Annotated in this window: 24 protein-coding genes; 11 read left to right on the plus strand and 13 right to left on the minus strand. The window is 51.0% G+C overall.

What is annotated here, in order from left to right; genetic code table 11:
* Nucleotides 1-33 precede the first annotated feature (33 nt).
* From IG609_RS09530 to pabB, 3 genes are all read right to left on the minus strand, one after another.
* On the minus strand, nt 34-1,398 hold the full coding sequence (locus IG609_RS09530; RefSeq protein WP_193398661.1) for an L-serine ammonia-lyase: 1,365 nt from the start codon (nt 1,396-1,398) through the stop codon (nt 34-36).
* A 399-nt stretch (nt 1,399-1,797) separates the two neighbouring features.
* Complete coding sequence (locus IG609_RS09535) at nt 1,798-2,391, minus strand: CoA pyrophosphatase (RefSeq protein WP_193398660.1); 594 nt, start codon at nt 2,389-2,391, stop codon at nt 1,798-1,800.
* Entirely contained in the window at nt 2,388-3,830 is a 1,443-nt protein-coding gene (gene pabB / locus IG609_RS09540; protein WP_193398659.1) for an aminodeoxychorismate synthase component 1, read from the minus strand. Before pabB ends, IG609_RS09535 begins: the two co-directional genes overlap by 4 nt.
* 143 nt (nt 3,831-3,973) lie before the next feature.
* Between pabB and IG609_RS09545 the strand changes: the two genes are divergently transcribed.
* Nucleotides 3,974-4,213 carry a YoaH family protein gene (locus IG609_RS09545; RefSeq protein ID WP_102117568.1) on the plus strand — a complete coding sequence of 80 codons (240 nt, stop codon included), beginning with the start codon at nt 3,974-3,976 and terminating at the stop codon, nt 4,211-4,213.
* Nucleotides 4,214-4,260: 47 nt separating this feature from the next.
* Here the strand turns inward: IG609_RS09545 and IG609_RS09550 are convergent, their stop codons facing one another.
* Nucleotides 4,261-4,605, minus strand: a complete 345-nt coding sequence (locus tag IG609_RS09550; protein WP_193398658.1) for a RidA family protein — start codon at nt 4,603-4,605, stop codon at nt 4,261-4,263.
* Nucleotides 4,606-4,830: 225 nt separating this feature from the next.
* On the opposite strand from IG609_RS09550, the gene yoaA reads away from it, so the two are divergent.
* The 5 genes from yoaA (at nt 4,831) to rnd (ending at nt 11,631) form a co-directional block, all read left to right on the plus strand.
* Nucleotides 4,831-6,750: a DNA repair helicase YoaA gene (gene yoaA / locus IG609_RS09555; protein ID WP_193398657.1), complete on the plus strand. Its 1,920-nt coding sequence runs from the start codon at nt 4,831-4,833 to the stop codon at nt 6,748-6,750.
* Between the two features lie 116 nt (nt 6,751-6,866).
* Complete coding sequence (gene tsaB / locus IG609_RS09560) at nt 6,867-7,568, plus strand: tRNA (adenosine(37)-N6)-threonylcarbamoyltransferase complex dimerization subunit type 1 TsaB (RefSeq protein WP_116186396.1); 702 nt, start codon at nt 6,867-6,869, stop codon at nt 7,566-7,568.
* A 111-nt stretch (nt 7,569-7,679) separates the two neighbouring features.
* The gene (locus IG609_RS09565; RefSeq protein WP_404825785.1) at nt 7,680-8,282 is read left to right on the plus strand and encodes a Slp family lipoprotein; all 603 of its coding nucleotides are present in this window, start codon (nt 7,680-7,682) and stop codon (nt 8,280-8,282) included.
* Nucleotides 8,283-8,679: 397 nt separating this feature from the next.
* Nucleotides 8,680-10,365 (plus strand): long-chain-fatty-acid--CoA ligase FadD, encoded by a 1,686-nt coding sequence (gene fadD, locus IG609_RS09570; RefSeq protein WP_125176087.1) that lies wholly within the window; start codon nt 8,680-8,682, stop codon nt 10,363-10,365.
* 141 nt (nt 10,366-10,506) lie between these two features.
* On the plus strand, nt 10,507-11,631 hold the full coding sequence (rnd, locus tag IG609_RS09575; protein ID WP_193398656.1) for a ribonuclease D: 1,125 nt from the start codon (nt 10,507-10,509) through the stop codon (nt 11,629-11,631).
* A 271-nt stretch (nt 11,632-11,902) separates the two neighbouring features.
* Here rnd and minE read toward each other — a convergent pair whose 3' ends face one another.
* The 3 genes from minE to minC are packed head-to-tail and all read right to left on the minus strand — an operon-like array spanning nt 11,903 to nt 13,695.
* On the minus strand, nt 11,903-12,172 hold the full coding sequence (gene minE, locus IG609_RS09580) for a cell division topological specificity factor MinE (protein WP_005968801.1): 270 nt from the start codon (nt 12,170-12,172) through the stop codon (nt 11,903-11,905).
* Between the two features lie 3 nt (nt 12,173-12,175).
* Nucleotides 12,176-12,988 (minus strand): septum site-determining protein MinD, encoded by an 813-nt coding sequence (gene minD / locus IG609_RS09585; protein ID WP_102117575.1) that lies wholly within the window; start codon nt 12,986-12,988, stop codon nt 12,176-12,178.
* A 20-nt stretch (nt 12,989-13,008) separates the two neighbouring features.
* Nucleotides 13,009-13,695 (minus strand): septum site-determining protein MinC, encoded by a 687-nt coding sequence (gene minC / locus IG609_RS09590; protein ID WP_193398655.1) that lies wholly within the window; start codon nt 13,693-13,695, stop codon nt 13,009-13,011.
* Between the two features lie 136 nt (nt 13,696-13,831).
* On the opposite strand from minC, the gene IG609_RS09595 reads away from it, so the two are divergent.
* The 4 genes from IG609_RS09595 to IG609_RS09610 all read left to right on the plus strand — a co-directional run bounded on the left by IG609_RS09595 (nt 13,832) and on the right by IG609_RS09610 (nt 16,083).
* Nucleotides 13,832-14,089, plus strand: coding sequence for a YcgL domain-containing protein (locus tag IG609_RS09595; RefSeq protein ID WP_193398654.1), 258 nt, complete (start codon nt 13,832-13,834; stop codon nt 14,087-14,089).
* Nucleotides 14,090-14,431: 342 nt separating this feature from the next.
* Nucleotides 14,432-15,088 (plus strand): fumarylacetoacetate hydrolase family protein, encoded by a 657-nt coding sequence (locus tag IG609_RS09600; protein ID WP_193400744.1) that lies wholly within the window; start codon nt 14,432-14,434, stop codon nt 15,086-15,088.
* Between the two features lie 117 nt (nt 15,089-15,205).
* Entirely contained in the window at nt 15,206-15,652 is a 447-nt protein-coding gene (gene ycgN, locus IG609_RS09605) for a cysteine cluster protein YcgN (protein ID WP_193398652.1), read from the plus strand.
* 233 nt (nt 15,653-15,885) lie between these two features.
* Entirely contained in the window at nt 15,886-16,083 is a 198-nt protein-coding gene (locus IG609_RS09610) for a DNA polymerase III subunit theta (protein WP_193398651.1), read from the plus strand.
* Between the two features lie 87 nt (nt 16,084-16,170).
* Here the strand turns inward: IG609_RS09610 and dsbB are convergent, their stop codons facing one another.
* Both dsbB and nhaB read right to left on the minus strand, forming a co-directional pair.
* Entirely contained in the window at nt 16,171-16,701 is a 531-nt protein-coding gene (dsbB, locus tag IG609_RS09615) for a disulfide bond formation protein DsbB (RefSeq protein WP_102117580.1), read from the minus strand.
* Between the two features lie 194 nt (nt 16,702-16,895).
* Nucleotides 16,896-18,476, minus strand: coding sequence for a sodium/proton antiporter NhaB (gene nhaB, locus IG609_RS09620; protein ID WP_193398650.1), 1,581 nt, complete (start codon nt 18,474-18,476; stop codon nt 16,896-16,898).
* A gap of 230 nt (nt 18,477-18,706) precedes the next feature.
* Between nhaB and fadR the strand changes: the two genes are divergently transcribed.
* On the plus strand, nt 18,707-19,426 hold the full coding sequence (gene fadR, locus IG609_RS09625; RefSeq protein ID WP_039279544.1) for a fatty acid metabolism transcriptional regulator FadR: 720 nt from the start codon (nt 18,707-18,709) through the stop codon (nt 19,424-19,426).
* A 97-nt stretch (nt 19,427-19,523) separates the two neighbouring features.
* On the opposite strand, the gene IG609_RS09630 is transcribed toward fadR, so the two are convergent.
* The 4 genes from IG609_RS09630 to IG609_RS09645 form a co-directional block, all read right to left on the minus strand.
* Nucleotides 19,524-21,065, minus strand: a complete 1,542-nt coding sequence (locus IG609_RS09630; RefSeq protein ID WP_039319701.1) for a SpoVR family protein — start codon at nt 21,063-21,065, stop codon at nt 19,524-19,526.
* Nucleotides 21,066-21,320: 255 nt separating this feature from the next.
* Nucleotides 21,321-22,220 (minus strand): tagatose-bisphosphate aldolase, encoded by a 900-nt coding sequence (locus IG609_RS09635; protein WP_039496126.1) that lies wholly within the window; start codon nt 22,218-22,220, stop codon nt 21,321-21,323.
* A 37-nt stretch (nt 22,221-22,257) separates the two neighbouring features.
* The gene (locus IG609_RS09640) at nt 22,258-22,791 is read right to left on the minus strand and encodes a P-loop nucleotide/nucleoside kinase family protein (RefSeq protein WP_193400746.1); all 534 of its coding nucleotides are present in this window, start codon (nt 22,789-22,791) and stop codon (nt 22,258-22,260) included.
* On the minus strand, nt 22,788-23,225 hold the full coding sequence (locus IG609_RS09645; RefSeq protein WP_193400748.1) for a PTS sugar transporter subunit IIA: 438 nt from the start codon (nt 23,223-23,225) through the stop codon (nt 22,788-22,790). Before IG609_RS09645 ends, IG609_RS09640 begins: the two co-directional genes overlap by 4 nt.
* Nucleotides 23,226-23,228: the final 3 nt, after the last annotated feature.

The following is a 23,228-nucleotide window of genomic DNA, read 5'->3' on the forward strand; positions in this document are numbered from 1 at the left end:
GCTAATCACACGGCTTTTTAATCACACTGTACTTTAATCACACTGTACTTTAATCGCCAGTCCGCCCCGTGAGGTTTCGCGGTATTTAGCGTTCATGTCTTTACCCGTTTCGTACATGGTTTCAATCACCTTATCCAGTGAGACGCGTGCTTCGCTGGTGCGGCGTGTCGCCATGCGGGCGGCGTTAATCGCCTTAACGGAAGCAATCGCGTTACGTTCGATGCACGGAACCTGTACTTGGCCAGCGACCGGATCGCAGGTTAAGCCCAGATTGTGTTCCATGCCGATCTCGGCAGCGACGCAAACCTGCTCCGGGCTCGCACCCATCAGCTCTGCCAGTCCAGCGGCGGCCATGGAACAGGCGACGCCCACTTCACCCTGACAACCTACTTCAGCACCGGAGATAGAGGCGTTCATTTTGTACAGAATGCCTACCGCGCCTGCCGCGAGGAAGTAACGAATATAAATGGTCGGGCTGACCGGCTCTATGAAGTGGTCGTAATAAGCAAGGACTGCAGGGACGATGCCGCATGCGCCGTTCGTTGGCGCGGTAACCACACGGCCACCTGCGGCGTTCTCTTCATTCACCGCCAGTGCGAACATATTGACCCAGTCCACCACGTTCATCGGGTCGTTGGACAACTTATCGGAAGACACCAGCATACGGCGCAGCGCAGAGGCACGCCTTGGCACGCGTAACGGACCGGGTAAAACACCTTCGGTGTTCATGCCGCGATCGATACAGGCACGCATTGTCTGCCAGATATCGGCAAAGTAAGCGTCAATGTCCTGACGGCTGTGCAGCGCTAGCTCGTTACGCATCACCATCCCAGAAAGCGACAGGCCACTCTGTTTGCAGTGATCCAGCATCTCTTTGGCGGAATTGAACGTATAGGGAACGGATACATCAGTGGGGCTGTCTTTGCCAAAATTCTCTGCATCAACGATGAAGCCACCACCAATGGAATAATAGGTTTTGCTATAAATTTCTTTATTGCCTGCAAAGGCGGTGACCGTCATGCCGTTTTCGTGCAGCGGCAGATTTTCACTGCGGAAAACCATACCGCCTTCGCGTGGGAAATCGACCTCGTGCTGCCCGTTAGCCAGCAGCAGGCGTTCGCGTTGCTCAACATCGCGGATGAAACTGGGAATGGTATCAATATCAACGGTATCCGGCATGTTGCCCGCCAGACCCATAATGATAGCGATATCCGTATGGTGGCCTTTACCCGTCAGCGACAGCGAGCCATACACATCGACGGCAATGCGCGTGGTGGCGGTCAGCCGATCCTGGGTGATCAATTCATCGACAAATTGCTTACCGGCTTTCATCGGTCCAACCGTATGAGAGCTAGAGGGGCCAATACCGATCTTAAACATGTCGAAAACGCTTATCACGCGAAACTCCTCAAAGACTCAGGGTCGTACCCACTCTTTGTTATCCGGTCGTCTGCATCCGGTTCCTTCATCATAATCAGATAGTTATGCTGCGAATTATCTGGTGATTTCGGTTCCAGCGAGACATGACCTGAATTTTAGTGGATATATCCCCAAGATTAGAATAAAACTCGTCAAATCGCGCTATTGTAGTGTGGAATATGTCGTGCGGCTTTCTTTTTCGCATGAAATAAACTTATGTCATCACATAATTTAACTTATCCTAAATGCGATCTAAGTCATTGTAAATTATATAAGTGGATGCTTTCTGAACGCAAAGGCTGCTTTTTAAATAAGGATATTTGGCGAGGGAAAAGAAGTGGTGAGCCAAAAGCCGCTGAACGCGGCCTCGCCTCGGGCTTAGGGCTTGTCGGAAATCTGTAAGGCGAGCTGGTGGATGATAGCGGCAGTCAGCCCCCAAACAAATTGTTGCTGATACCAAGAGAGATAAACCCTGTGCTGCTGCTGTTTGTACTTAATATCCAGCGGGTAATAGCGTGTTAACGCAAAAGCCTCATCCAGTGGCATTTCAAACAGCTCGGCGACTTCAGCTTCATTGGGATGAAAGCGCGTATGTGCGTCTATCAGCCCGACGACAGGCGTGACTTGAAAACCGCTGGCACTATCCAACGGTGGGAGAACGCCCAAAACCTTTACATTTTCCGGTGGGATAGCAACTTCTTCCTGTGCTTCACGCAGCGCCGTTTCGATGATTGAGCGATCCGTATTGTCTGCTACACCGCCGGGGAATGCGACTTGTCCAGCATGTTTACGGAGATAAGCAGAACGTCGGGTCAATAACAGCGTGGGGGTAGAGTGACAAATAATCGGCACCAGAACCGCAGCCTGACGCAACTGGTGCACAGGCCGCAGCGGTGGCGGAAGCTGTAACTGAAACCGCGTAATAAAGTCGTTCAGCGCAAAAGCCGTTGGTGGCAAGGCGATCTCACTCATTTATTCGGTACCTGAATTGTCTGGGATCCATCCAGCAGTGGAAGGATGCGACCCACTTTATCAAACGTTTCCTGATATTCAGCCTGTTCCTGACTGTCGGCGACGATGCCGCCGCCCGCCCAGCAGTAAATTCTGCCGCGTTCGGTGAGTAACGTCCTGATGGTGATATTAGTATCCATAGTGCCGCACAGGCTGATGTAGCCGACGCTGCCGCAGTAGGCATTGCGGCGCTGGGGTTCCAGTTCTTCAATAATCTGCATGGCGCGGATTTTGGGTGCGCCGGTAATTGAACCGCCGGGGAAACAGGCGCGTAATAGCGTGGTTGCAGGGCAATCATCCGGTAGCTGTGCTTCAATGGTGCTGACCAGATGGTGCACGGCGGGGAAAGGTTCGACGACGAATAACTCCGGCACACGGACGCTGCCCGGCACCGCGACGCGACCGATGTCGTTACGCAGAAGATCGACAATCATCAGGTTTTCTGAGCGATCTTTTTCCGAATTAGCGAGCCGCACCGCCTGTTCTTTATCGGCATTCGGGTGGGCGAGACGCGGCAGTGTGCCTTTAATCGGGCGCGTTTGAATGCGGTGATTTTCCAGCCAGAGAAAACGTTCCGGCGATACACTGATGACGGCATTTTCCGGCAGGCGCAGGAAAGCGGAAAAGGGCGCTTTATTGCCCGCTAACAATCGTAAAAATGCCTGCCATTCATCACCATCGTAAGTCGCGGAAAAACGCTGTGCCAGATTGACCTGATAGCAATCGCCCGCCAGAAGGTAGTCCTGTATTTTGCGGAATTTTTCGCCATATGCGTTGCGTGACATGTTCGGTTGCCAGGCGCTGGTGAGGCTGAAAGCGGCTTTCGGGGCGTTAACGGGCGGAGTCGCTAGCCCGTCGAGCCTCGCCTGAAGGGAATGATGTACGATCAGCGTTAACGTCTGCCGATGATGATCGGCAACCAGCGCCCAGTCGTATAGACCCACCGCCATATCCGGCAAATCGATATCTTGCTCGGCCTGTGCGGGCAGCGTTTCAATCTGACGTCCCAAATCGTAGCCGAACAGGCCAAGTGCGCCCCCCTGAAAAGGAAAGTCAGGATGTGTTTCCGTGGGTAATGCGAGTGAATCAAGCTGCTGTTGCAGCAGAGCAAAGGGATCGTCGTCTACGATATTCGTTACACCGTCACGCATGATTTCCGTTTTGCCTCCGCGTGTGCAAAGTGTGACTCGCGGATCAGCGACCATAATATCGAAGCGATTATGCGGATGATCGGCAAACCCGGAATGCAGCAACATCGCCCACGGCTGTTGGGAAAAGGGCGCAAAGCGATCGAGCAGCACGGTCGGGTAGTAAGGCAGCGCGTGATAAATAGCGGCGGAACCTGTCCCAGCGGTCGAATCGCTGGTGTCGGTTACGTGAGTTGTATTGGCGGCAATCATGTTTTTCGTGTTGTGTCTACAGTATGGCTATGTTGATAGCGCGTCGATTTTCCTGCCCATAGCGTACCACAAAGCAGAAATACTGGTGTATGCCGAAGCGGGCATGCGATGATACGTTCAAATTTACCAACCAGGAAGTTATCATGATTGCAGGTATGCCCGCACTGACGCACAAGCAGCAGCAAGATGCTGTAGAGCGTATTCAGGAACTCATGTCTGAGGGGATGAGCAGCGGCCAGGCGATAGCACTGGTTGCTGCGGAGATCCGCCAGAATCATCAAGGTGACACCGTCGCGATGATGTTTGACGAAGAGGATGACGAATTTAATGACAGCGACGAAGAGCACGATTTTGACGATGGGGAAGAAGAGGAAGAGCAGTAAGAGCAGCAACCACTTTTCTTCCTCTTCAGATTATCTAAGACGATAGCTTATATTGCTGCAATCGCTTTGATTTCGACTTTGAATTTCGGGTGCATCAGCTTGGCCTGCACGGTGCAGCGTACAGGCGCGCTGCCCGCCACGACCCAGGCATCCCACGCGGCGTTCATGGCAGAAAAATCATCCGCATCGACGAGAAAAATCGTCACGTCCAACAGTTTGCTCTTATCCGTTCCCGCCTGTTTCAGAATCGCATCTAACGCGGCCAGCGCGTTTTCCGTTTGCGCCTGTGCGTCATCATCCAGATTTTCCGGCACGCTGGTGTAATAGAGCGTGTTGTTGTGGATGATGGCGTCTGACCAGCGGGCTTCAGGATTCATTCGTGTGATTGCCATGAGGTGGGGGTTCTCCATTGTGAGGATAATTAAAAATTGTGGGAATAGTTAAAATAGTGACATCAATACCAGCCGCCAAGCCTAACACAGCAGGTTGCGGCACGCTTTCCTGATTTAAGGTGGTAGCGTCGGGTGACTCTTGGCATAATCAGCGCGATATTTTGCCACGACCTGAAACGGTTAGCGGCTTACAGAGACAGCATTCCCTTGAACAAGAGAGCAGGCGTGACGAACGATCGTGTAATTGATGATTTTGCTAATGACGGCGTGCTGGCCAAAGCGATCACCGGCTTCAAACCGCGTGAACCACAGCGGCAGATGGCGCAGGCCGTCATGCGAGCCATCGACGATAAAACAGCGCTAGTGGTGGAAGCGGGAACCGGAACCGGTAAAACCTATGCCTACCTTGCGCCCGCCCTGCGTTCAGATAAAAAAGTCATCATTTCAACCGGCTCGAAAGCGCTGCAGGATCAGCTCTATAGCCGCGATTTACCGACGATTGCGCAGGCGCTGAAGTACAAAGGCAAATTAGCGCTGCTGAAAGGTCGCTCGAACTACCTCTGTCTGGAACGGCTCGAACAGCAATCGCTGGGTGGTGGTGATTTACCTGGCGAAACGCTGAGCGAGCTGGTTCGGCTGCGTGGCTGGTCGTCGGAAACGACGGAAGGCGATGTCACGACCTGTTCAGGCGTCGCGGAAGACAGCGCGATCTGGCCGTTAGTGACCAGCACCAACGATAACTGTCTGGGCAGCGACTGCCCGCACTATAAAGAGTGCTTCGTGGTGAAAGCGCGGCGCAAGGCGATGGATGCCGATATCGTGGTGGTTAACCACCATCTCTATCTGGCCGATATGGTGGTGAAGGAGAGCGGTTTTGCCGAGCTGATCCCAGAAAGCGACGTCGTCATTTTCGATGAAGCCCACCAGATTCCCGATATTGCCAGCCAATATTTCGGCCAGCAGCTTTCCAGCCGCCAACTGCTGGATCTGGCGAAAGACATCATCATTGCTTACCGCACCGAAGTGCGCGACGCCTCTCAACTGCAAAAAAGTGCCGATCGCCTGACGCAAAGCACGCAGGATTTTCGGCTGGCGCTCGGCGATCCGGGATTTCGCGGTAATCTGCGTGATGTACTCGAACAGCCGTCGCTTCAGCGTGCGTTGGTGCTGCTGGATGATGCGCTGGAGCTGTGTTACGACGTCGCGAAACTGTCGCTCGGGCGTTCAGCGTTGCTGGATGCCGCTTTTGAGCGCGCCACGCTCTATCGCAACCGCCTGAAACGGCTGAAAGACGTGCAGTTACCGGGTTACAGCTACTGGTATGAATGTAATTCACGTCATTTCGTGTTGGCGCTGACGCCGCTGTCCGTCTCCGATCGCTTTCGTGAACTGATAAAAGAGAAGCCTGCGGCCTGGGTGTTTACCTCCGCGACCCTGTCTGTTAACGATCAACTTTTCCACTTCACCGATAGGCTGGGGCTGGATAACGCGAATACGCTCCTGCTACCCAGCCCGTTTGATTATGCCAATCAGGCGTTGCTCTGCGTCCCCCGTCATTTACCGGAAACCAATCGTCCCGGTGCGGCGAAAAGGCTGGCGGCGATGCTGCGGCCGTTGATTGAGGCGAATCAGGGGCGCTGCTTTATGCTGTGTACCTCGCATCAGATGATGCGCGATTTGGCGGCTGAATTCCGCGCCACGTTGACGCTACCTGTGCTGTTACAGGGGGAAACTGGTAAGGCGCAATTGCTGTCGCAGTTTGTAGCGGCAGGTAATGCCTTGCTGGTGGCGACCAGCAGCTTCTGGGAAGGGGTGGATGTGCGTGGCGACACGCTCTCCTGCGTCATTATCGATAAACTGCCGTTTACCTCACCGGACGATCCGCTGCTGAAGGCGCGTATTGAAGACTGCCGCCTGCGTGGCGGCGAGCCTTTCGACGATGTGCAGGTTCCTGATGCGGTGATTACCCTGAAGCAAGGCGTGGGCCGCCTCATCCGTGACGTTGAGGATCGCGGTGTGATTGTGATTTGCGATAATCGACTGGTGATGCGTCCGTATGGTGCCGTGTTCCTTAACAGCCTGCCGCCGACGCCGCGTACTCGCGATATTGGGCAGGCGATTACTTTCCTGACGCGTAACACATAATTCCCAACTGGTAATTGCTGCATGGTTCTGACCGGTGGTGGGAAGGGCTGCGGCACGACAGGGGCTTATGCTATGATACGGTCCATTAAGATTTATTTATCCTGCCTGAGGTTGGCATGTCTACGCGAATTCTAGCGCTTGATACCGCAACGGAAGCCTGTTCCGTCGCGCTCTGGAATGAAGGTGAAATTCATTCTCTGTTCGAAATTTGTCCCCGTGAACACACACAACGTATTTTGCCGATGGTTCAGCAGGTGTTGGCCGACAGCGGCCTGACGCTCAAGGATCTTGATGCGCTGGCCTTTGGTCAGGGACCGGGAAGTTTTACCGGCGTGCGAATTGGCATCGGTATTGCCCAAGGGCTGGCGCTGGGAGCGGATTTACCGCTGCTTGGCATCTCGTCACTGGCGACGATGGCACAGGGCGCTTTCCGTCTAACGCAGGCAACGCAGGTGCTGGCGGCCATTGATGCGCGGATGGGTGAAGTGTACTGGGGCTGCTATCAGCGTAACGCTGACGGTAGCTGGCAGGGCGAGTCTGAGGAGGCCGTATTGCAACCTGAACAGGTGCAGGTGTTAACTGCCGCGCTGTCAGGTGAATGGGCCACGGTAGGAACCGGATGGGAAACCTATCCTGAACTGGTCAGCCATTCCTCACTGGTATTAGCGAAGGGTGACGTGCTGCTGCCGCAGGCGCAGGACATGCTGCCGTTGGCCTGTCAGCTCTGGCTGTCAGGAAAAGCGGTCAGCGTCGAGAATGCGCAGCCGCGCTACCTGCGTAATGAAGTGACCTGGAAGAAATTGCCCGGCCGCGAGTAGTCCGAATGCCTATCAGGCTTGAAGTATGACGTGTATAAACAGCAACTTATTCGATGCTAAGCAGTCTAATTATCAGATATCTGAGACGGAGGTTGTGTCATGGTTGTGCACATGAAAAAAATGCGTATAAATCAGAAAAAAACACGCTTCTGTATAGTGGTTGCGACAGCGCTGCTGCTTTCTGGCTGTGTCACGGTGCCGGATGCCATTAAAGGCACGTCGCCAACGCCGCAGGACGATTTGGTACGCGTGATGAATGCGCCGCAGGTTTATATCGGTCAGGAATCACGTTTTGGCGGACGGGTGGTTAGCATCCGCAATGAAGCGAATAAAACGCGGTTGGAAATTGCCAGCATGCCGCTGGATAGCGGCGCGAAACCGCTGCTGGATATGCCGTCAGAAGGGCGCTTTATCGCCTATGTGAATCGCTTTCTGGAACCTGTCGATTTTAAAGATCAACTGGTCACCGTTGTCGGGCCAATTGTCGGCACCGAACAGGGCGCTATTGGTGATAAACCCTATCGTTATGTTGTGATCGACGCGCAAGGCTACAAACGCTGGAATGTCGTACAGCGTCTGATGGTGCCACCCGGCGGCTATGGCTATGGCCCGTGGGGATGGCGAGCAGGTTACGGCTACGGCTGGGGCTCAGGGTGGGGATTTGACGGCGGTTGGCCTGGGCCGGCGCGGATTGAGAATGTCGTGACAGAATAAGAATAGGGCTATTTTACTTGTCATTTTGAACCTGGGCAGTGCTCAAACAAACGCAATTGCGTTTGAACGCCACTTGGGGCGGCCCGCAGGGTGAGCGTAGCGAATAATCCTCACGTACTATGTGTACGCTCCGGTTTTTCCGCGCTGTCCGAGTCCAAACTGACTGCGCCAATAACGCCCTATGGGGTAGGCTCTAAAATTATTTCGTTCAGTGTGAAGAGATCAGGCGACGCAGGTTGCCTGATTTTTTTTGAATAAAGAATAAATTAGTGATCGTTCTCGCAACCTGAACATTGTTTGTTCGTTAACTGGTAGGTCGGGTTAAAATAATGTTAATAACGATAAGCCTCTGAGGGTGACAACGATGCCACTAAAAAAATATCTCGGGAGTGACGTCTTGGAAAAAATTTGGTTATCACGCTATCCGGCGGATGTGCCGGCGGAAATCGATCCGGATCGCTATTCGTCGTTGATTGACATGTTTGAAAATGGCGTGAAGCGCTATGCCGATCGGCCCGCATTCGTCAACATGGGTGAAGTGATGACGTTTCGTAAGTTGGAAGAGCGGAGCCGAGCATTTGCGGCCTATTTGCAAAATCAGCTTAAATTGCAGAAAGGCGATCGCGTAGCATTGATGATGCCCAATTTGCTGCAATATCCCGTTGCGCTATTTGGCGTGTTGCGTGCGGGTATGGTGGTTGTCAACGTTAACCCGCTCTATACGCCGCGTGAGCTGGAACATCAGCTAAAAGACAGCGGCGCCAGTACGATTGTTATCGTATCTAACTTTGCGCATACGTTGGAAAAAATTGTCCATAACACGGCAGTGAAGCACGTCATCCTGACCCGCATGGGTGACCAGCTCTCTACGGCAAAAGGCACGTTAGTTAACTTTGTGGTGAAATACATTAAACGGCTTGTGCCCAAATACCATCTGCCGGATGCGATATCATTTCGTCGTGTTTTGCAGGAAGGGCGCCGCCAGCAGTATATTCGTCCCGATATGATCAACTCCGATTTGGCATTTCTGCAATATACCGGCGGTACCACGGGCGTCGCTAAAGGCGCCATGCTCACACACCGCAATATGTTGGCGAATCTTGAGCAGTGTAAAGGCGCATACGGTGCTGTTTTGCGTGAAGGAACTGAACTGGTAGTGACCGCACTCCCGCTGTATCACATCTATGCACTGATGGTGAATGGGCTGCTGTTCTTTGAACTCGGCGGGAAGAATCTCCTGATTACTAACCCCCGCGATATTCCAGCGGTGGTGAAAGAGCTGAAACAGTATCCATTTACCGCAATCACTGGCGTGAATACGTTATTTAACGCGTTGCTCAACAATAAAGAATTCCACGAATTGGATTTTTCGGCACTGCGGCTGTCCGCGGGAGGCGGCGCGTCAGTACAGCAGTCGGTGGCAGAGCGCTGGGAAAAATTGACCGGTAAGCATCTGCTCGAAGGCTACGGGTTGACAGAGAGTTCTCCGGTCGTATCGGGCAACCCGTACGATCTGAAGCATTACAGCGGCAGTATTGGGCTACCGATGCCATCAACGGATGTCAGAATCATTGATGATAATGGTAACGACGCAGGTCCGGGGGAATCCGGTGAGCTGTGGGTGCGTGGGCCGCAGGTGATGTTAGGGTACTGGCAGCAGCCTGCTGCCACGGATGAAGTGTTAAAAGACGGCTGGCTGGCAACGGGTGATATTGTCACGTCCGATGATGAGGGATTCCTGCGAGTCATCGACCGTAAGAAAGACATGATTCTGGTTTCCGGCTTTAACGTCTATCCGACCGAAATTGAAGATGTGATCAGCCGTCATCCCAACGTGTCTGAATCCGCGGTGGTTGGGGTGGAGAATGAGGTCTCCGGTGAAGCAGTCAAAGCCTTTGTCGTCAGACGCGACAACGCGTTAACGAAAGAGGAACTCATTACTCACTGCCGACGTAACCTTACTGGCTACAAAGTGCCGAAAGAGATCGAATTCTGCGACGATTTGCCGAAATCTAACGTGGGGAAAATTCTGCGGCGCGAATTACGCGGTGAGAAAACGGCGAAGAAAGATGCTGCCGCCTGACGATTTTCCACGAAAAACGACTGCCAGAGAGAGGCAGGACGCGATATGATGTTTTCACGCCGGTTTATCCGGCGTTCTTTTTTATGGCGATACGGATTTGATCCAGAACCGTAAAGTAAAAACAACCAAGAGAATGACGTTTTGAATTATCAGTTGATCACTTCCGACATTGGGTTACAACAGGTTTGCACCCAGGCGCGACGCTTTCCGCAGGTGGCATTGGACACAGAGTTCGTCAGAACCCGCACGTATTATCCGCAATTAGGGTTGATTCAATTGTATGACGGCGAACAGCTTTCACTCATCGACCCGCTAACGATTACCGACTGGGCACCCTTTCAGGCGTTACTGCGTGACGAACAGGTCACTAAATTCCTGCATGCGAGCAGTGAAGATCTGGAAGTGTTTCTCAATGCGTTTGGAACACTGCCTACGCCTTTCATCGATACACAGATTCTGGCCGCATTTTTAGGTAAGCCGCTCTCATATGGTTTTGCTGCGCTAGTGGCCGACTACATGGGCGTGACGCTGGATAAAAGTGAGTCGAGAACGGACTGGCTTGCACGTCCGCTGAGCGAAAAACAGTGTGATTACGCCGCTGCCGATGTGTTCTATTTGTTGCCGATGGCCATTCAACTGGTGGCCGATACGCAAGCAGCAGGGTGGATGAACGCGGCGCTGGATGAGTGTCTCCTGCTGTGTCAGCGTAAACAGGATATCTTGGCACCTGCGCTGGCCTATCGCGAATTTGGCAATGCCTGGCAACTGCGTGGCCGGAATCTGGCTTGCCTTCAGCGTCTTGCCGAGTGGCGTTTGCGTAAAGCTCGTGAGCGAGACAGCGCGGTGAATTTTGTCGTTCGTGAAGAGAATCTGTTGCAGGTGGCGCGTTGTCTGCCGACTTCGCTGGGTGAACTGAGCTCGCTGGGGCTGAGCGGCCCTGAAATCCGCTACCACGGCAAAACGCTGCTGGACTGTGTTGTACAGACGGACGGTATTGCTGATGCGGATTGCCCACCGCCGGTGAATAATTTGATCGACTATCCCAGCTATAAAAAAGCGTTTAAAGATATTAAAGCACTGGTGCAGCGCGTGAGCGAACAGAGTGGATTATCCGCCGAGCTATTGGCCTCACGTCGCCAAATTAATCGCCTGCTGAACTGGCACTGGAAATTAAGCGGGCAAGATACGGGAATGCCAGAAATGTTGTCTGGCTGGCGCGGCCAGTTATATGGTGATGAACTGCGTGAAATTGTGCAAGATTATTAATCACCGATAAGTACGTCTTATCAATCCGCCTTATTTGCTGTGATGATGCAATCATGAGAAAAAGCAGCAAATAGGGTGGTAAGAATACGGTGAAAAACAAAAGTAAGAAATAAATGACTGGCTAAATATACAGTTTAATGTAAATCATTCGGGTATTATGCAGGTGAAACGGAGAGGCAGAAATACCGATGAATTTACTGACGTCAGCCATTTGAATGTATGCGGAATAGATATCCCCTGCGTAAAAGCAGGGGACACTACAGCAGAAAAATCATTTAGGCGTTTCTTCCGCTTCCGGTAAGGTAACGTTCAACTCAAGCACGGAAATATCATCTCCTTTTTGCTCAAGCTGAACGGTCACCATCTCAGGATCAATCTGTACATATCGACAGATAACCTCAAGAATATCTCGCTTTAATTGCGGCAGATAATGGGGTTCGCTATCTCCCCGGCGTCGCTCCGCGACAATAATTTGCAGCCGTTCCTTGGCAATATTGGCTGTCGTTTTTTTGCGGGACAGAAAGAAGTCCAGTAAAGCCATAATTTATCCCCCAAAAAGTCGTTTAAGGAAACCCTTCTTCTCTTCTTCAACAAAACGGAAAGGACGCTCTTCGCCAAGCAGACGTTCAACGGTGTCTGCGTAAGCCTTACCAGCATCGGCTTCAGTATCGAGAATCACGGGTTCACCTTGGTTAGAAGCACGGAGTACGGATTGGTCTTCTGGAATTACGCCAACCAGCGGGATCCGCAGGATATCAAGAACGTCTTCCATACTTAGCATATCGCCACGGCTCACCCGACCTGGGTTGTAGCGCGTCAATAGCAAATGCTCTTTGATTGGATCTTCAGAACGCTCAGCACGACGTGATTTAGAAGACAAAATACCCAGAATACGGTCGGAGTCGCGAACAGAAGAGACTTCCGGGTTGGTGGTGATAATCGCTTCATCTGCGAAATAGAGCGCCATCAACGCACCCGTTTCAATCCCAGCGGGTGAATCACACACGATAAAATCGAATTCCATCTCACCCAGATCGTTGAGCACTTTCTCTACGCCTTCATGTGTTAACGCATCTTTATCACGCGTTTGTGATGCTGGCAGAATGTAGAGATTATCCGTTCTCTTATCTTTGATCAGCGCCTGGTTCAGCGTGGCATCACCTTGAATAACATTGACGAAGTCATACACTACGCGACGCTCGCATCCCATGATCAGGTCGAGGTTACGCAGACCAATGTCAAAATCGATGACAACCGTTTTTTTTCCTTTCTGGGCTAAACCGGTAGCAATGGCTGCGCTTGATGTGGTCTTGCCAACGCCCCCTTTACCCGATGTAACAACAATGATGCGTGCCATAAATGTTTCCTTGGGAGATTCTAGTCTAGAGGTTTTATCGTTAAAACATTGTCCAGCTGGTTCAGATTAATCCGTGCTGGCTGCCCAAAATACGGTTCAGGAATTTGGTCGCTTAGCCAGTAACGGCCAGCAATTGAGACCAGTTCTGCGGCCAGATGCGTACAGAATATCTGGCTCTGAACATCGCCAGAAACGCCTGCGAGGGCTCGGCCGCGCATCATGCCATAAATATGAATATTGCCATCGGCAATCACCTCCGCACCCGCGCTCACGCTGCTTATGACGATTAAGTCACAGTTTCGAGCGTAAATTTGTTGGCCGGATCGAACGGGGGTGTTGATGACTTTCGTTTTCACCGCGGCAGGAACGGCGGCGACGGGCTCGACGACCCGGCGTTGTGCTTTACCTTCGCTCAGAAGGGGAAGCCCTGCCTGCGCAATAGTTTTCTTTAATACGTCGTCGGTGCATCCGCTGACGCCAACGACGTGCAGGCCGGTTGATGAAATCGCCTGCTGTAATTTTATCCAGTCGGTTTCCGCTGTTAATGCAGCAACATTAATGACAACGGGGGCATTTTTCAGGAAAGCAGGCGCTTGCTCTATTTTTTCCTGTAGTGCCTGATAAATTACCTCGGGTTGGGAATCATGCAAATGAACAACCGATAAGGTAAAGCTGCTGCCTTTTAGCTCTATTGGCGTTTGTGACATCTATCCTGACTCAGTTTCAGCATCTTTTAATCCCTAGAGTAACATTTAAGGCATGATATTCCAGAGCGCTGTAAGCATGTTATAGTCACAATTATATACAGGCAAGATGGCATTCCCATCAAATAGAGTAAAAAAAATGTTTTGTGTGATCTATCGAAGTGCTAAACGCGATCAGACCTATCTTTATGTTGAAAAAAAAGACGATTTCTCACGCGTGCCGGAAGAATTAATGAAGAGTTTTGGCACGCCGCAGTTGTCCATGCTCTTACCGCTGGATGGGCGTAAAAAATTGGCGAATGCCGATATAGAAAAAGTGAAATTTGCGCTACAGGAGCAGGGCTTTTATCTGCAAGTTCCTCCACCGGTCGAGAGCTTATTAACCACGCCGGTATAAATGTAAAAAAATAATACCAAAGTGCATTTTCAGATAAAGCCGAAAACATAATTTGGCGTGGAATATCTCAGCCATTTGCAGGATATTCCGCGCGATAAATATTCATCTTTTGAACTTTATCCCGCCACAATTTAATTGATTCGATTTTTTGATGGGATAGGACTTCGTTTCTCCCTCATCGGATCCCCTGCCTTGCTCGCCTGAAATCTATTGGGTAACCCCCGCTGCGATGATATAACGATGGTTTTGCACCATCGTGTTCTTATATAGCTGTTTTCCTTTTGGTTGTGTTCTGTGCCACGAAAGCAGCGATAATCCAACAGACAGGGCAGGAGAATACCCATGTATCAACACAGAGACTGGCAGGGCGCGCTGCTTGATTTCCCGGTAAACAAAGTCGTTTGCGTAGGGAGCAACTACTCAGAACATATCAAAGAAATGGGCAGCGCGACCCCAAGTGAGCCCGTTTTATTCATTAAGCCTGAAACCGCACTGTGTGACTTACGCCAGCCCGTTGCCATCCCTAAAAATCTGGGCTCGGTTCACCACGAAGTTGAGCTGGCTGTGCTGATCGGTATGCCGTTAAAGCAGGCGAATGAAGAACGCGTCGCCCGAGCGATTGCGGGTTATGGTGTGGCACTGGATCTGACGCTGCGTGATTTGCAGTTCGACTTCAAAAAAGCGGGTCAGCCGTGGGAAAAAGCCAAAGCGTTTGACGGTTCTTGCCCGATCTCCGGTTTTATTCCGGTTGCCGAGTTTGGCGATCCGCAGCAAACCGATCTGGGTGTAAAAGTGAATGATGAAGTGCGTCAGCAGGGCAACACGCGTGATATGATTACGCCGATTCTGCCGCTGATTGCTTACATGAGCCGTTTCTTTACGCTGCGCGCGGGCGATATTATTTTAACGGGTACGCCAAAAGGGGTCGGTCCGATCCTGTCTGGCGATATGCTGACGATTACGGTCAATGACCGGACGTTAAGTACGCGTATTATATAACGCCTCTGGCTGCCCGTGTTGAAGACGGGCAGCAACATTTCCCCGCTGCGCCTGCCAGAATCACGCATCTTTATTTACAACGCTATCAATTTAACAACTAAGGTAACGGGAAGAGACATGACTGAACGCCCTTTTTGGCAGCAAAAAACGTTGTCTGAGATGTCTGACGATGAATGGGAGTCGCTGTGCGATGGCTGCGGTCAGTGCTGTTTGCATAAATTGATTGATGAGGATACGGAGGAGATCTACTTTACCAACGTCGCCTGTAATCAACTGAATATTAAAAACTGCCAGTGTCGTAACTATGAGAAACGCTTCGAGTACGAGCCGGACTGCATTAAGCTGACGCGTGAAAACCTGCTGACGTTTAACTGGCTACCCGCGACCTGTGCTTATCGCCTGATTCATGAACGTGAAGATTTACCGCAGTGGCACCCGCTAGTCTGCGGTACTAAAACGGCCATGCACCGTGAGCGCATCTCCGTGCGTCATATCGCCGTGCGTGAGAGTGAGGTGGTGGACTGGCAGGACCATATCCTGAATAAGCCGGAATGGGCGCGATAATTTCTGTTCGGCGCCAGGCTGTATCTGGTTAAAACACGAGACCCTCAATTCGAATCACTCAGAAGAGGGCCTTTTATCGGGGGATAATCCGTGTTCAGTTATCATCCCATCTGTTTTTTGCGTGTCACTTCACATTTCTCTTTATCATTGTGCGAATCATGTTGTCATCTCCGGCACAAATCGTGACGTGTTGTATAATTTTAAAGCGGTTAAACCAGCAGGAGGGAGAGCATGTGATTAACTTTGAGAAAATTATTCTTGAGTACAGTGAGCAGTATACCGACTTTGCGGCTTCCACCATCGCTTTTATGGAAAGTCAGGCAAAAAAGATCGATGCAGATGAAATATCACGAAGAATCCCGCAGGAAAAAAGACCTTTTTTTAACGAAAGATTAGGTCACTATCGCGATATCTACCGACCACAGCAGTGAGGCGTAGAAACAGTTACCAGAAGCCCGACTATTGTCGGGCTTTTCGGTTTCTGTGTGAATCGCCTTCTGTATTAATCCGCTTATTGATTAACGGCTGAAGAGGTCGCGACGCTTAGGTCGGAAAGGCTGAGCGATTAAGACCAGCACGGCAACCAACAGATAAGCGGCGAAGATGCCAAGCAGCCATTGTGGCATTTCCATGGAAAGGAATTCCCACTGACGTACTGAGCAATCACCCGTCGCATTGAAAATGGCCGGAAGCCATTTGTCCAAAGGCAGCCATGACGGGAAGCTGACAAAGAAATCACAAGTGGTAAACGGCGACGGATTTAACAAAATATCCGTGTGTTTCCATGCCAGTCGGACCCCTTCGTAAGAACTGTATATCCATAGCGCGATGGCTGGGTAACGTAACGCCGTTGATGGCGCGATAGCACCAACAATACCTGCCGCGAACACGCCCCACAGCGCACAGCGCTGATAGATACACAGCACGCACGGTTTTAATAACATCACATGCTGAAAATAGAGCGCGGTCAATTCCAGCGCTAAAGCAGTAAACGCTAGCAGCAGCCACGCACCACGCCCGCGTGAGCAACGATTAAGAAATCGCAACATAAAAATATTCCATGCTAAACATGATTAAAGCAGCAGTGTAAACCGTTCTGGCTTCACTGCCATCATTTCACTGCGCAAAACGTAACGATATGTTTATTTGATGCTTTTCTGTCATTCTGCGGCGGCGAAAAGGGTGTTGATAACATCATCAAGGCCGAAATTGTCGCTGCCGCGATTACTATACACGATCGTGATTATGAGTGACTGCCCGATATGGTCAAATCTGGCAAAGAAATCCAGTGATTATTTATCAAAAAGTCAGTAAACGGTACCAGTGTGAACTCAATACAAAACAACCCGACCAGCGTCATCACAATCGTGTAGGGTAGCGCCATCACCACCATGCGGCCGTAAGACAGGCGAATAAGTGGTGCCAGGGAGGATGTCAGCAAGAACAGAAACGCGGCTTGCCCATTCGGTGTGGCGACAGAAGGCAGATTGGTGCCGGTATTGATTGCCACGGCGAGCAACTCGAACTGAGAAAGCGATATATGGCCGTTCTCAAAGGCACTGCGCGCTTCGTTAATGTAAACCGAACCAACGAAGACATTATCCGATATCGATGAGAGCAGGCCGTTGAACAGATAAAACTGCGTCAGTTGCGCACTTTCAGAAGATTGCAGGACGTAATGGATAATCGGTGAGAACAGGTGCTGATCGATAATGACGGCGACGATGGCAAAGAAAACTGTCAGCAGCGCGGTAAACGGCATGGCATCCTGAAACGCTTTACCAATGGCATGTTCTTCAGTCACGCCGCAGAACGTCGTCGCCATAATAATCACGGAAAGGCCAATTAACCCGACCTCAGCCAGATGAAACGCCAGCGCGATGATGAGCCAGATGCCAATCACCGCCTGCACGAGTAAACGCACTTTATCCTGCGGCGTGCGCTTTTCTGTCATGTCCCGATCATAATCCTCAAGCACGCGGCGCACGTCGTCTGGCAGATTTGCTCCATAGCCAAACAGCTTGAAACGTTCAACCAGCACACAGGTAATGGTGCCGCAAATAAGGACAGGAACGGTCACGGGTGACATACGCAGGAAGAAACTGACGAAATCCCAGCCTGCGCTTTTCGCGATAATCAGGTTCTGAGGCTCACCAACCATCGTCATCACGCCGCCCAGTGCTGTACCGACGCCTGCGTGCATCATCAGACTACGCAGGAATGCCTGGAACTGCTCCAGCGTACGATGATGCTCCTCGCTGCTTAGCGCGCTGTCATCGCTGATATCGGCCTCGTCTTCACCCTGTTGGGAAGCGAAGCGGTGATAAATACCATAAAACCCGATAGCGACGCTGATAACAACGGCAATCACGGTCAGAGCATCAAGGAATGCGGAAAGAAAGGCAGAGGCGATACAGAACGCAAGCGAAAGCAGCGTCTTGGAATGAATGCGCAGTAGCAGTTTGGTAAACACAAAGAGCAGCAGTTGCTTCATGAAGTAGATGCCTGCCACCATAAACACCAGTAGCATGAGGACTTCAATATTCCCCGTGACTTCATGCCACACCTGCTGCGTGCTGGTCATACCGATGAGGATGGCCTGTAGTGCTAGCAGGCCGCCAGGCTGTAGCGGGTAACACTTCAGCGCCATGCCTAGCGTAAAAATAAACTCCACAACGAGTAACCAACCGGCCCAAAACGGGCTGACAAAATAGAACAGCAGCGGATTAATCAGCAAGAAGCAAAAAATAGTCAATTTGTACCAGTCTGGCGCGTATCCGAGGAAATTTTTTAATAGCGCACGGTGAAGGGGCATGCCGATCATAATGGAAGAGGAATCCTTATTCGTTAGAATAGTTTGATGGTTTTTATCATATCGTAAAAACTTTACAAACGGGCATAAGTCTACTGTTTTACGCCGCGAGAGGGCGGTTTGCAGTCACAATTTTTCATTGAAAGGGTTCGGTGCCCGAGTGCGGCGCTATATCATGATTCTTTCGTCTGGTATTATGACTTGGCTTTTTTCGGCAATCACCGCTACGGATTATCAAACACATGGTTATAAAGGCGCAAAGTCCGGCTGGATTCGCGGAAGAATACATTATCGAAAGTATATGGAATAACCGCTTTCCTCCTGGCTCTATTTTGCCCGCGGAAAGAGAGCTTTCCGAACTGATTGGCGTGACCCGTACGACCCTGCGTGAAGTCCTTCAGCGCCTGGCCCGCGATGGCTGGCTGACGATACAGCACGGGAAACCCACAAAGATTAACAATTTTTGGGAAACCTCTGGGCTCAATATTCTGGAAACGCTGGCGCGACTCGATCACGATAGCGTGCCACAACTGATCGATAACCTGCTGGCCGTGCGCACCAACATCGCCGCTATTTTTATTCGGACGGCGTTACGCCATAACCCGGAAAAAGTGCGTGATGTATTAACTCAGGCAAGTGCGGTAGACGATAGCGCAGAAGCTTTTGCGCAGCTTGACTACAACGTGTTCCGTGGTTTGGCCTTTGCCTCTGGCAATCCGATTTATGGTCTGATCCTGAACGGCCTGAAAGGGCTGTATATTCGCGTAGGGCGTTATTATTTTTCCAATCCGGAAGCCCGCAAGCTGGCGGTGAATTTTTACGCTCGGTTGGAAGCGTTGCGTAGCGAAGAGCTCTACGATCAGGTGATGGATGTCGTCAGACATTACGGTAAAGAAAGCGGAGCGATCTGGCACAGTATGCAGAGTGCTATCCCGCGGGATATCGCAGAAGTACGCCGCTAAGGCTCATACCGCAGTTTCATTGTGAAAAGGGGATTCAGGTTGTTACCTGAATCCCCTTTGTCTTTGGTCGTGTCGCTGACCTGCGTACCGAGTTTCGTTATGTGGCTGCTGTCCCGTTACGCGGCGGGCAGCGTTCAATCAATTCGATGCTGCCATCCGTGTTAGCCTGCTCCAGATAGACATCAAATCCCCACAGGCGGTGGACATGCTTTAACACTTCCTGACTACTTTTATCCAGCGGTGCGCGATTATGCGGGACATAACGTAGCGTTAGCGCCCGATTACCGCGTAAATCCACGTTCCAGACCTGAATGTTCGGCTCCAGATGGCTCAGATTGTACTGGGCGGAGAGCTCTTGTCGGATCAAACGATAGCCTTCTTCGTCGTGAATCGCGGCAATTTCCAGATAATTATTGCGATCGTCGTCCAGCACCGTAAACAGCCGGAAATCACGCATCAATTTAGGCGACAGGAACTGGCTGATGAAGCTCTCGTCCTTGAAGTTTTGCATCGCAAAATGCAGCGTATCGAGCCAGTCTTTGCCCGCGATATCGGGGAACCAGTAGCGATCTTCGTCTGTCGGTGACTGACAAATACGCTTGATGTCCTGAAACATCGCGAAGCCTAGCGCATACGGATTAATCCCGTTGTAATAAGGACTATTGTACGGCGGCTGATAGATCACGTTGGTATGGCTGTGCAGGAACTCCAGCATGAAGCGCTCGGTGACCCGACCTTCATCATAGAGATGGTTCAGAATGGTGTAGTGCCAGAACGTCGCCCAGCCTTCATTCATCACCTGAGTCTGCTTCTGCGGATAAAAATACTGGCTGACTTTGCGCACGATACGCAGAACCTCACGCTGCCAAGGCTCCAGCAGCGGCGCGTTTTTCTCCATAAAATAGAGCAGATTTTCCTGCGGTTCTTGCGGAAAACGTCGGGCTTGTTCTGGTGCGGCGCCTTGTTCGCGACGCGGTAAGGTTTTCCAGAGATCGTTAACCTGACTTTGCAGGTAGGCCTCACGGCTTTTCTGGCGGGACTTTTCCTCTTCGAGCGAAATCTTCTGCGGGCGCTTATAGCGGTCAACGCCGTAATTCATGAGCGCATGGCAGGAATCTAGCAGGCGTTCCACTTCGTCCACGCCATAACGCTCTTCGCATTGCGCGATATACTGTCGGGCAAACAGCAGGTAATCGACGATGGAACTGGCGTCGGTCCAACTGCGGAACAGGTAGTTACCTTTGAAGAACGAGTTGTGCCCGTAGCAGGCATGCGCCATCACCAGCGCCTGCATCGGCAGCGTGTTCTCTTCCATCAAATACGCGATACAGGGATCGGAGTTAATGACGATTTCGTAGGCCAGCCCCTGCTGCCCGTGCTTGTAGCGCTGTTCGGTTTCGATAAATTTCTTCCCGAACGACCAGTGGGCATAGTTGATCGGCATGCCTATACTGGAGTAGGCGTCCATCATTTGTTCTGAAGTGATGACTTCAATCTGATGAGGGTAGGTTGCCAGACGATACAGCTTCGCCACCCGATCAATCTCATCAAGGTAAACCTGCAATAACTCAAACGTCCAGTCCGGTCCATCACTCAGGCGAAGTGTTTTTTTTACCTGATTATCCGTCGATATAGCCATCAGCGCGCCCCCTAACATAGCAAGTCTGTACGTGAGATCTCGTTTACTGCCTTCCCGCTGGCTCCTGTCAAAAAATCATCGTTGTTCATTTAGTTATAGCTGAGCTTTGGAAACGCGGCAATTGACGAATTGAGCGTATTTGATGGAGAAAGGTCGCTGAGGGGATAAAAAGAAACCGGTCTTACGCTGTCGATTGATAGGGAAATGCTGATAGGGAAATGCGCTCCCCGGAGAGAGCGCGAAATACCACCAGAACTAGCGGTGTTGATACCGTTTTAACAGCGCCTGAATATCGTTGAGGCGGGAAACGGCAATGGTAGACAGCTTCTCTTTAGAAACGTTGCGATCGAGCGAGATGCAATCCTTCCACAGAGAGCGTCCGGCAATCACGCCAGAGGCACCGTTTTTCAACGCGCTCTCTACCTGAGGGAGAAACGTCGCGTGATCGACGCCGGCAGACAGGACGGCCCAGGGAATGTCGCCGCAGAGTGCCGTCACGCGAGCACAGGCTTCATCCGATCCAGGGTAAGGGATTTTTAAGACCTTTGCGCCTTGGTCGATACAGGCCTGACAACCTGCGGGAATGAGTTCGGGCAGGAGGCGGGTATAGGCGTCGCGAGATTCATTTTCCAGAGGATAGGTCAGGAATTCGACGACGAGCAGTAAATCTTCCTGCGCAAAATCCTGAATCACGGTACGGAGTGTGGCAAGGTTCTGGGTATTGGCGTCTGGTCTATCCGGGCGAAGGTAGATCATGATTTTTCCGCCGGTGGCACCCCACTCGCGCACTTTACGTGCCGTGACGCCTTCAACCATCGTGGAGATGCGGTAGCCTTCTGGCGTTGTTTCCCACCCTGACGCGTCAAGCCCGATGAGCAGACCTGTATCGCGGGGCAGAATGTCTTCGTCTATCAGGCCCGGAATGGCGCAGATCGGATCAACCAGCACACAACCTGCCTCCGCCGCCAGATAGCGAGTGATGTCATATTTTGTTTTTCCTAATGTTTCATTGGTAATCGCGGCCTGTGCTTCTGATGTTGGTGCTAATAATGTTCGCATACCGCCACGTTGATCGCAGGCAATAACCATCATAGCGCCTGTCGCGTTACAAATTAATTGATATCCTCGGTGTTCAGCTGTTGTCATGGTGTTCATAATAATTACCCTCATAAAAAGTAATATAAATAAGCGATTAATCTAGGTGTGTTTTGATCCATTGAATTAATTCCTGATGATTAATTTCCTTATCCTGATCAACCGTGTAACACTTTCCAATACACATCGGTTTCGCCTGATGTGCGAGTGAAATTAATTCCGGGAGATACTCGTTGCCGGGATGGCCTTTTATTCTTTCATTCGCTCTGGCTTGATATCGCGCCGCTACCCGATCGGATGAGATGGCATTCCATATTTCAAGCGTATGGTTGATGGCACACGAAGCCAGGTAGTCCTGTAATACGGATCTCTCGCGAAATCCAAACCAGGCGTCGAGAATGAGAATGCTATTTTCAGGCGCCTGTCTGACAATATTAAACATGGCCTGATAGGCGGCATATCCCAGTTTTCTGTTTAACGTTCTATCAATGGCATCGCAGAACTGCATCATGAACGGCTCTTTTATTTCATCGAGGCTTAACCGAGGGAAACTCAATTCATCCGCAATAATACGTGCTACCGTGCTTTTCCCTGATGCGGGAATACCATTTACTAAAATAAGCTTTTTCATAATACTCCGACAATATCATCTGCCGTAGTGGCATTTCGAATACGAGAGAGAATGTCGTCCTTTTCCAATAGATTGATGATTGAGGCGATGCCTTCTGTAATATGTGCGTCGCTGTTAATGCCGCCGAACATAATTAAAATATCCACCGGTTCACTGCCCTGAATAGAGAGCGGTGTCTGGAGCGTCAGTAAACTAAAACAATTCTCCCGAACGCCACACTCGGGGCGCGCATGGGGAATAGCGATACCTTCATCAAAAACATAATAAGGCCCGTATTCCTTCGTGCTTTCTATCACCGCGATAGGATAGTGTTTTGTGATACATCCTGCGCGAATTAACGGTTGCGCGGCGCAATAAATAGCCTCTTCCCATGTCTCACATATTACGCCGAGTTGAATGCAATCATGTTGCAAAAGGAAATTTTTTATGCTCATAAA

Origin of the sequence: Pectobacterium quasiaquaticum (assembly GCF_014946775.2) — a bacterium.
GTDB lineage: Bacteria > Pseudomonadota > Gammaproteobacteria > Enterobacterales > Enterobacteriaceae > Pectobacterium > Pectobacterium aquaticum.

Bases quoted from the DNA above. Each gene is read 5' to 3' on its own strand.
- IG609_RS09635 (WP_039496126.1), bottom strand. From the start codon at position 22,220: ATGAACACCATGACAACAGCTGAACACCGAGGATATCAATTAATTTGT.
- dsbB (WP_102117580.1), bottom strand. From the start codon at position 16,701: ATGTTGCGATTTCTTAATCGTTGCTCACGCGGGCGTGGTGCGTGGCTG.
- IG609_RS09535 (WP_193398660.1), bottom strand. From the start codon at position 2,391: ATGAGTGAGATCGCCTTGCCACCAACGGCTTTTGCGCTGAACGACTTT.
- IG609_RS09565 (WP_404825785.1), top strand. From the start codon at position 7,680: ATGAAAAAAATGCGTATAAATCAGAAAAAAACACGCTTCTGTATAGTG.
- minC (WP_193398655.1), bottom strand. From the start codon at position 13,695: ATGTCACAAACGCCAATAGAGCTAAAAGGCAGCAGCTTTACCTTATCG.
- ycgN (WP_193398652.1), top strand. From the start codon at position 15,206: ATGACTGAACGCCCTTTTTGGCAGCAAAAAACGTTGTCTGAGATGTCT.
- IG609_RS09600 (WP_193400744.1), top strand. From the start codon at position 14,432: ATGTATCAACACAGAGACTGGCAGGGCGCGCTGCTTGATTTCCCGGTA.
- fadR (WP_039279544.1), top strand. From the start codon at position 18,707: ATGGTTATAAAGGCGCAAAGTCCGGCTGGATTCGCGGAAGAATACATT.
- IG609_RS09630 (WP_039319701.1), bottom strand. From the start codon at position 21,065: ATGGCTATATCGACGGATAATCAGGTAAAAAAAACACTTCGCCTGAGT.
- nhaB (WP_193398650.1), bottom strand. From the start codon at position 18,476: ATGATCGGCATGCCCCTTCACCGTGCGCTATTAAAAAATTTCCTCGGA.
- pabB (WP_193398659.1), bottom strand. From the start codon at position 3,830: ATGATTGCCGCCAATACAACTCACGTAACCGACACCAGCGATTCGACC.
- minE (WP_005968801.1), bottom strand. From the start codon at position 12,172: ATGGCTTTACTGGACTTCTTTCTGTCCCGCAAAAAAACGACAGCCAAT.
- IG609_RS09645 (WP_193400748.1), bottom strand. From the start codon at position 23,225: ATGAGCATAAAAAATTTCCTTTTGCAACATGATTGCATTCAACTCGGC.
- minD (WP_102117575.1), bottom strand. From the start codon at position 12,988: ATGGCACGCATCATTGTTGTTACATCGGGTAAAGGGGGCGTTGGCAAG.
- IG609_RS09640 (WP_193400746.1), bottom strand. From the start codon at position 22,791: ATGAAAAAGCTTATTTTAGTAAATGGTATTCCCGCATCAGGGAAAAGC.
- IG609_RS09545 (WP_102117568.1), top strand. From the start codon at position 3,974: ATGATTGCAGGTATGCCCGCACTGACGCACAAGCAGCAGCAAGATGCT.
- IG609_RS09595 (WP_193398654.1), top strand. From the start codon at position 13,832: ATGTTTTGTGTGATCTATCGAAGTGCTAAACGCGATCAGACCTATCTT.
- IG609_RS09550 (WP_193398658.1), bottom strand. From the start codon at position 4,605: ATGGCAATCACACGAATGAATCCTGAAGCCCGCTGGTCAGACGCCATC.
- tsaB (WP_116186396.1), top strand. From the start codon at position 6,867: ATGTCTACGCGAATTCTAGCGCTTGATACCGCAACGGAAGCCTGTTCC.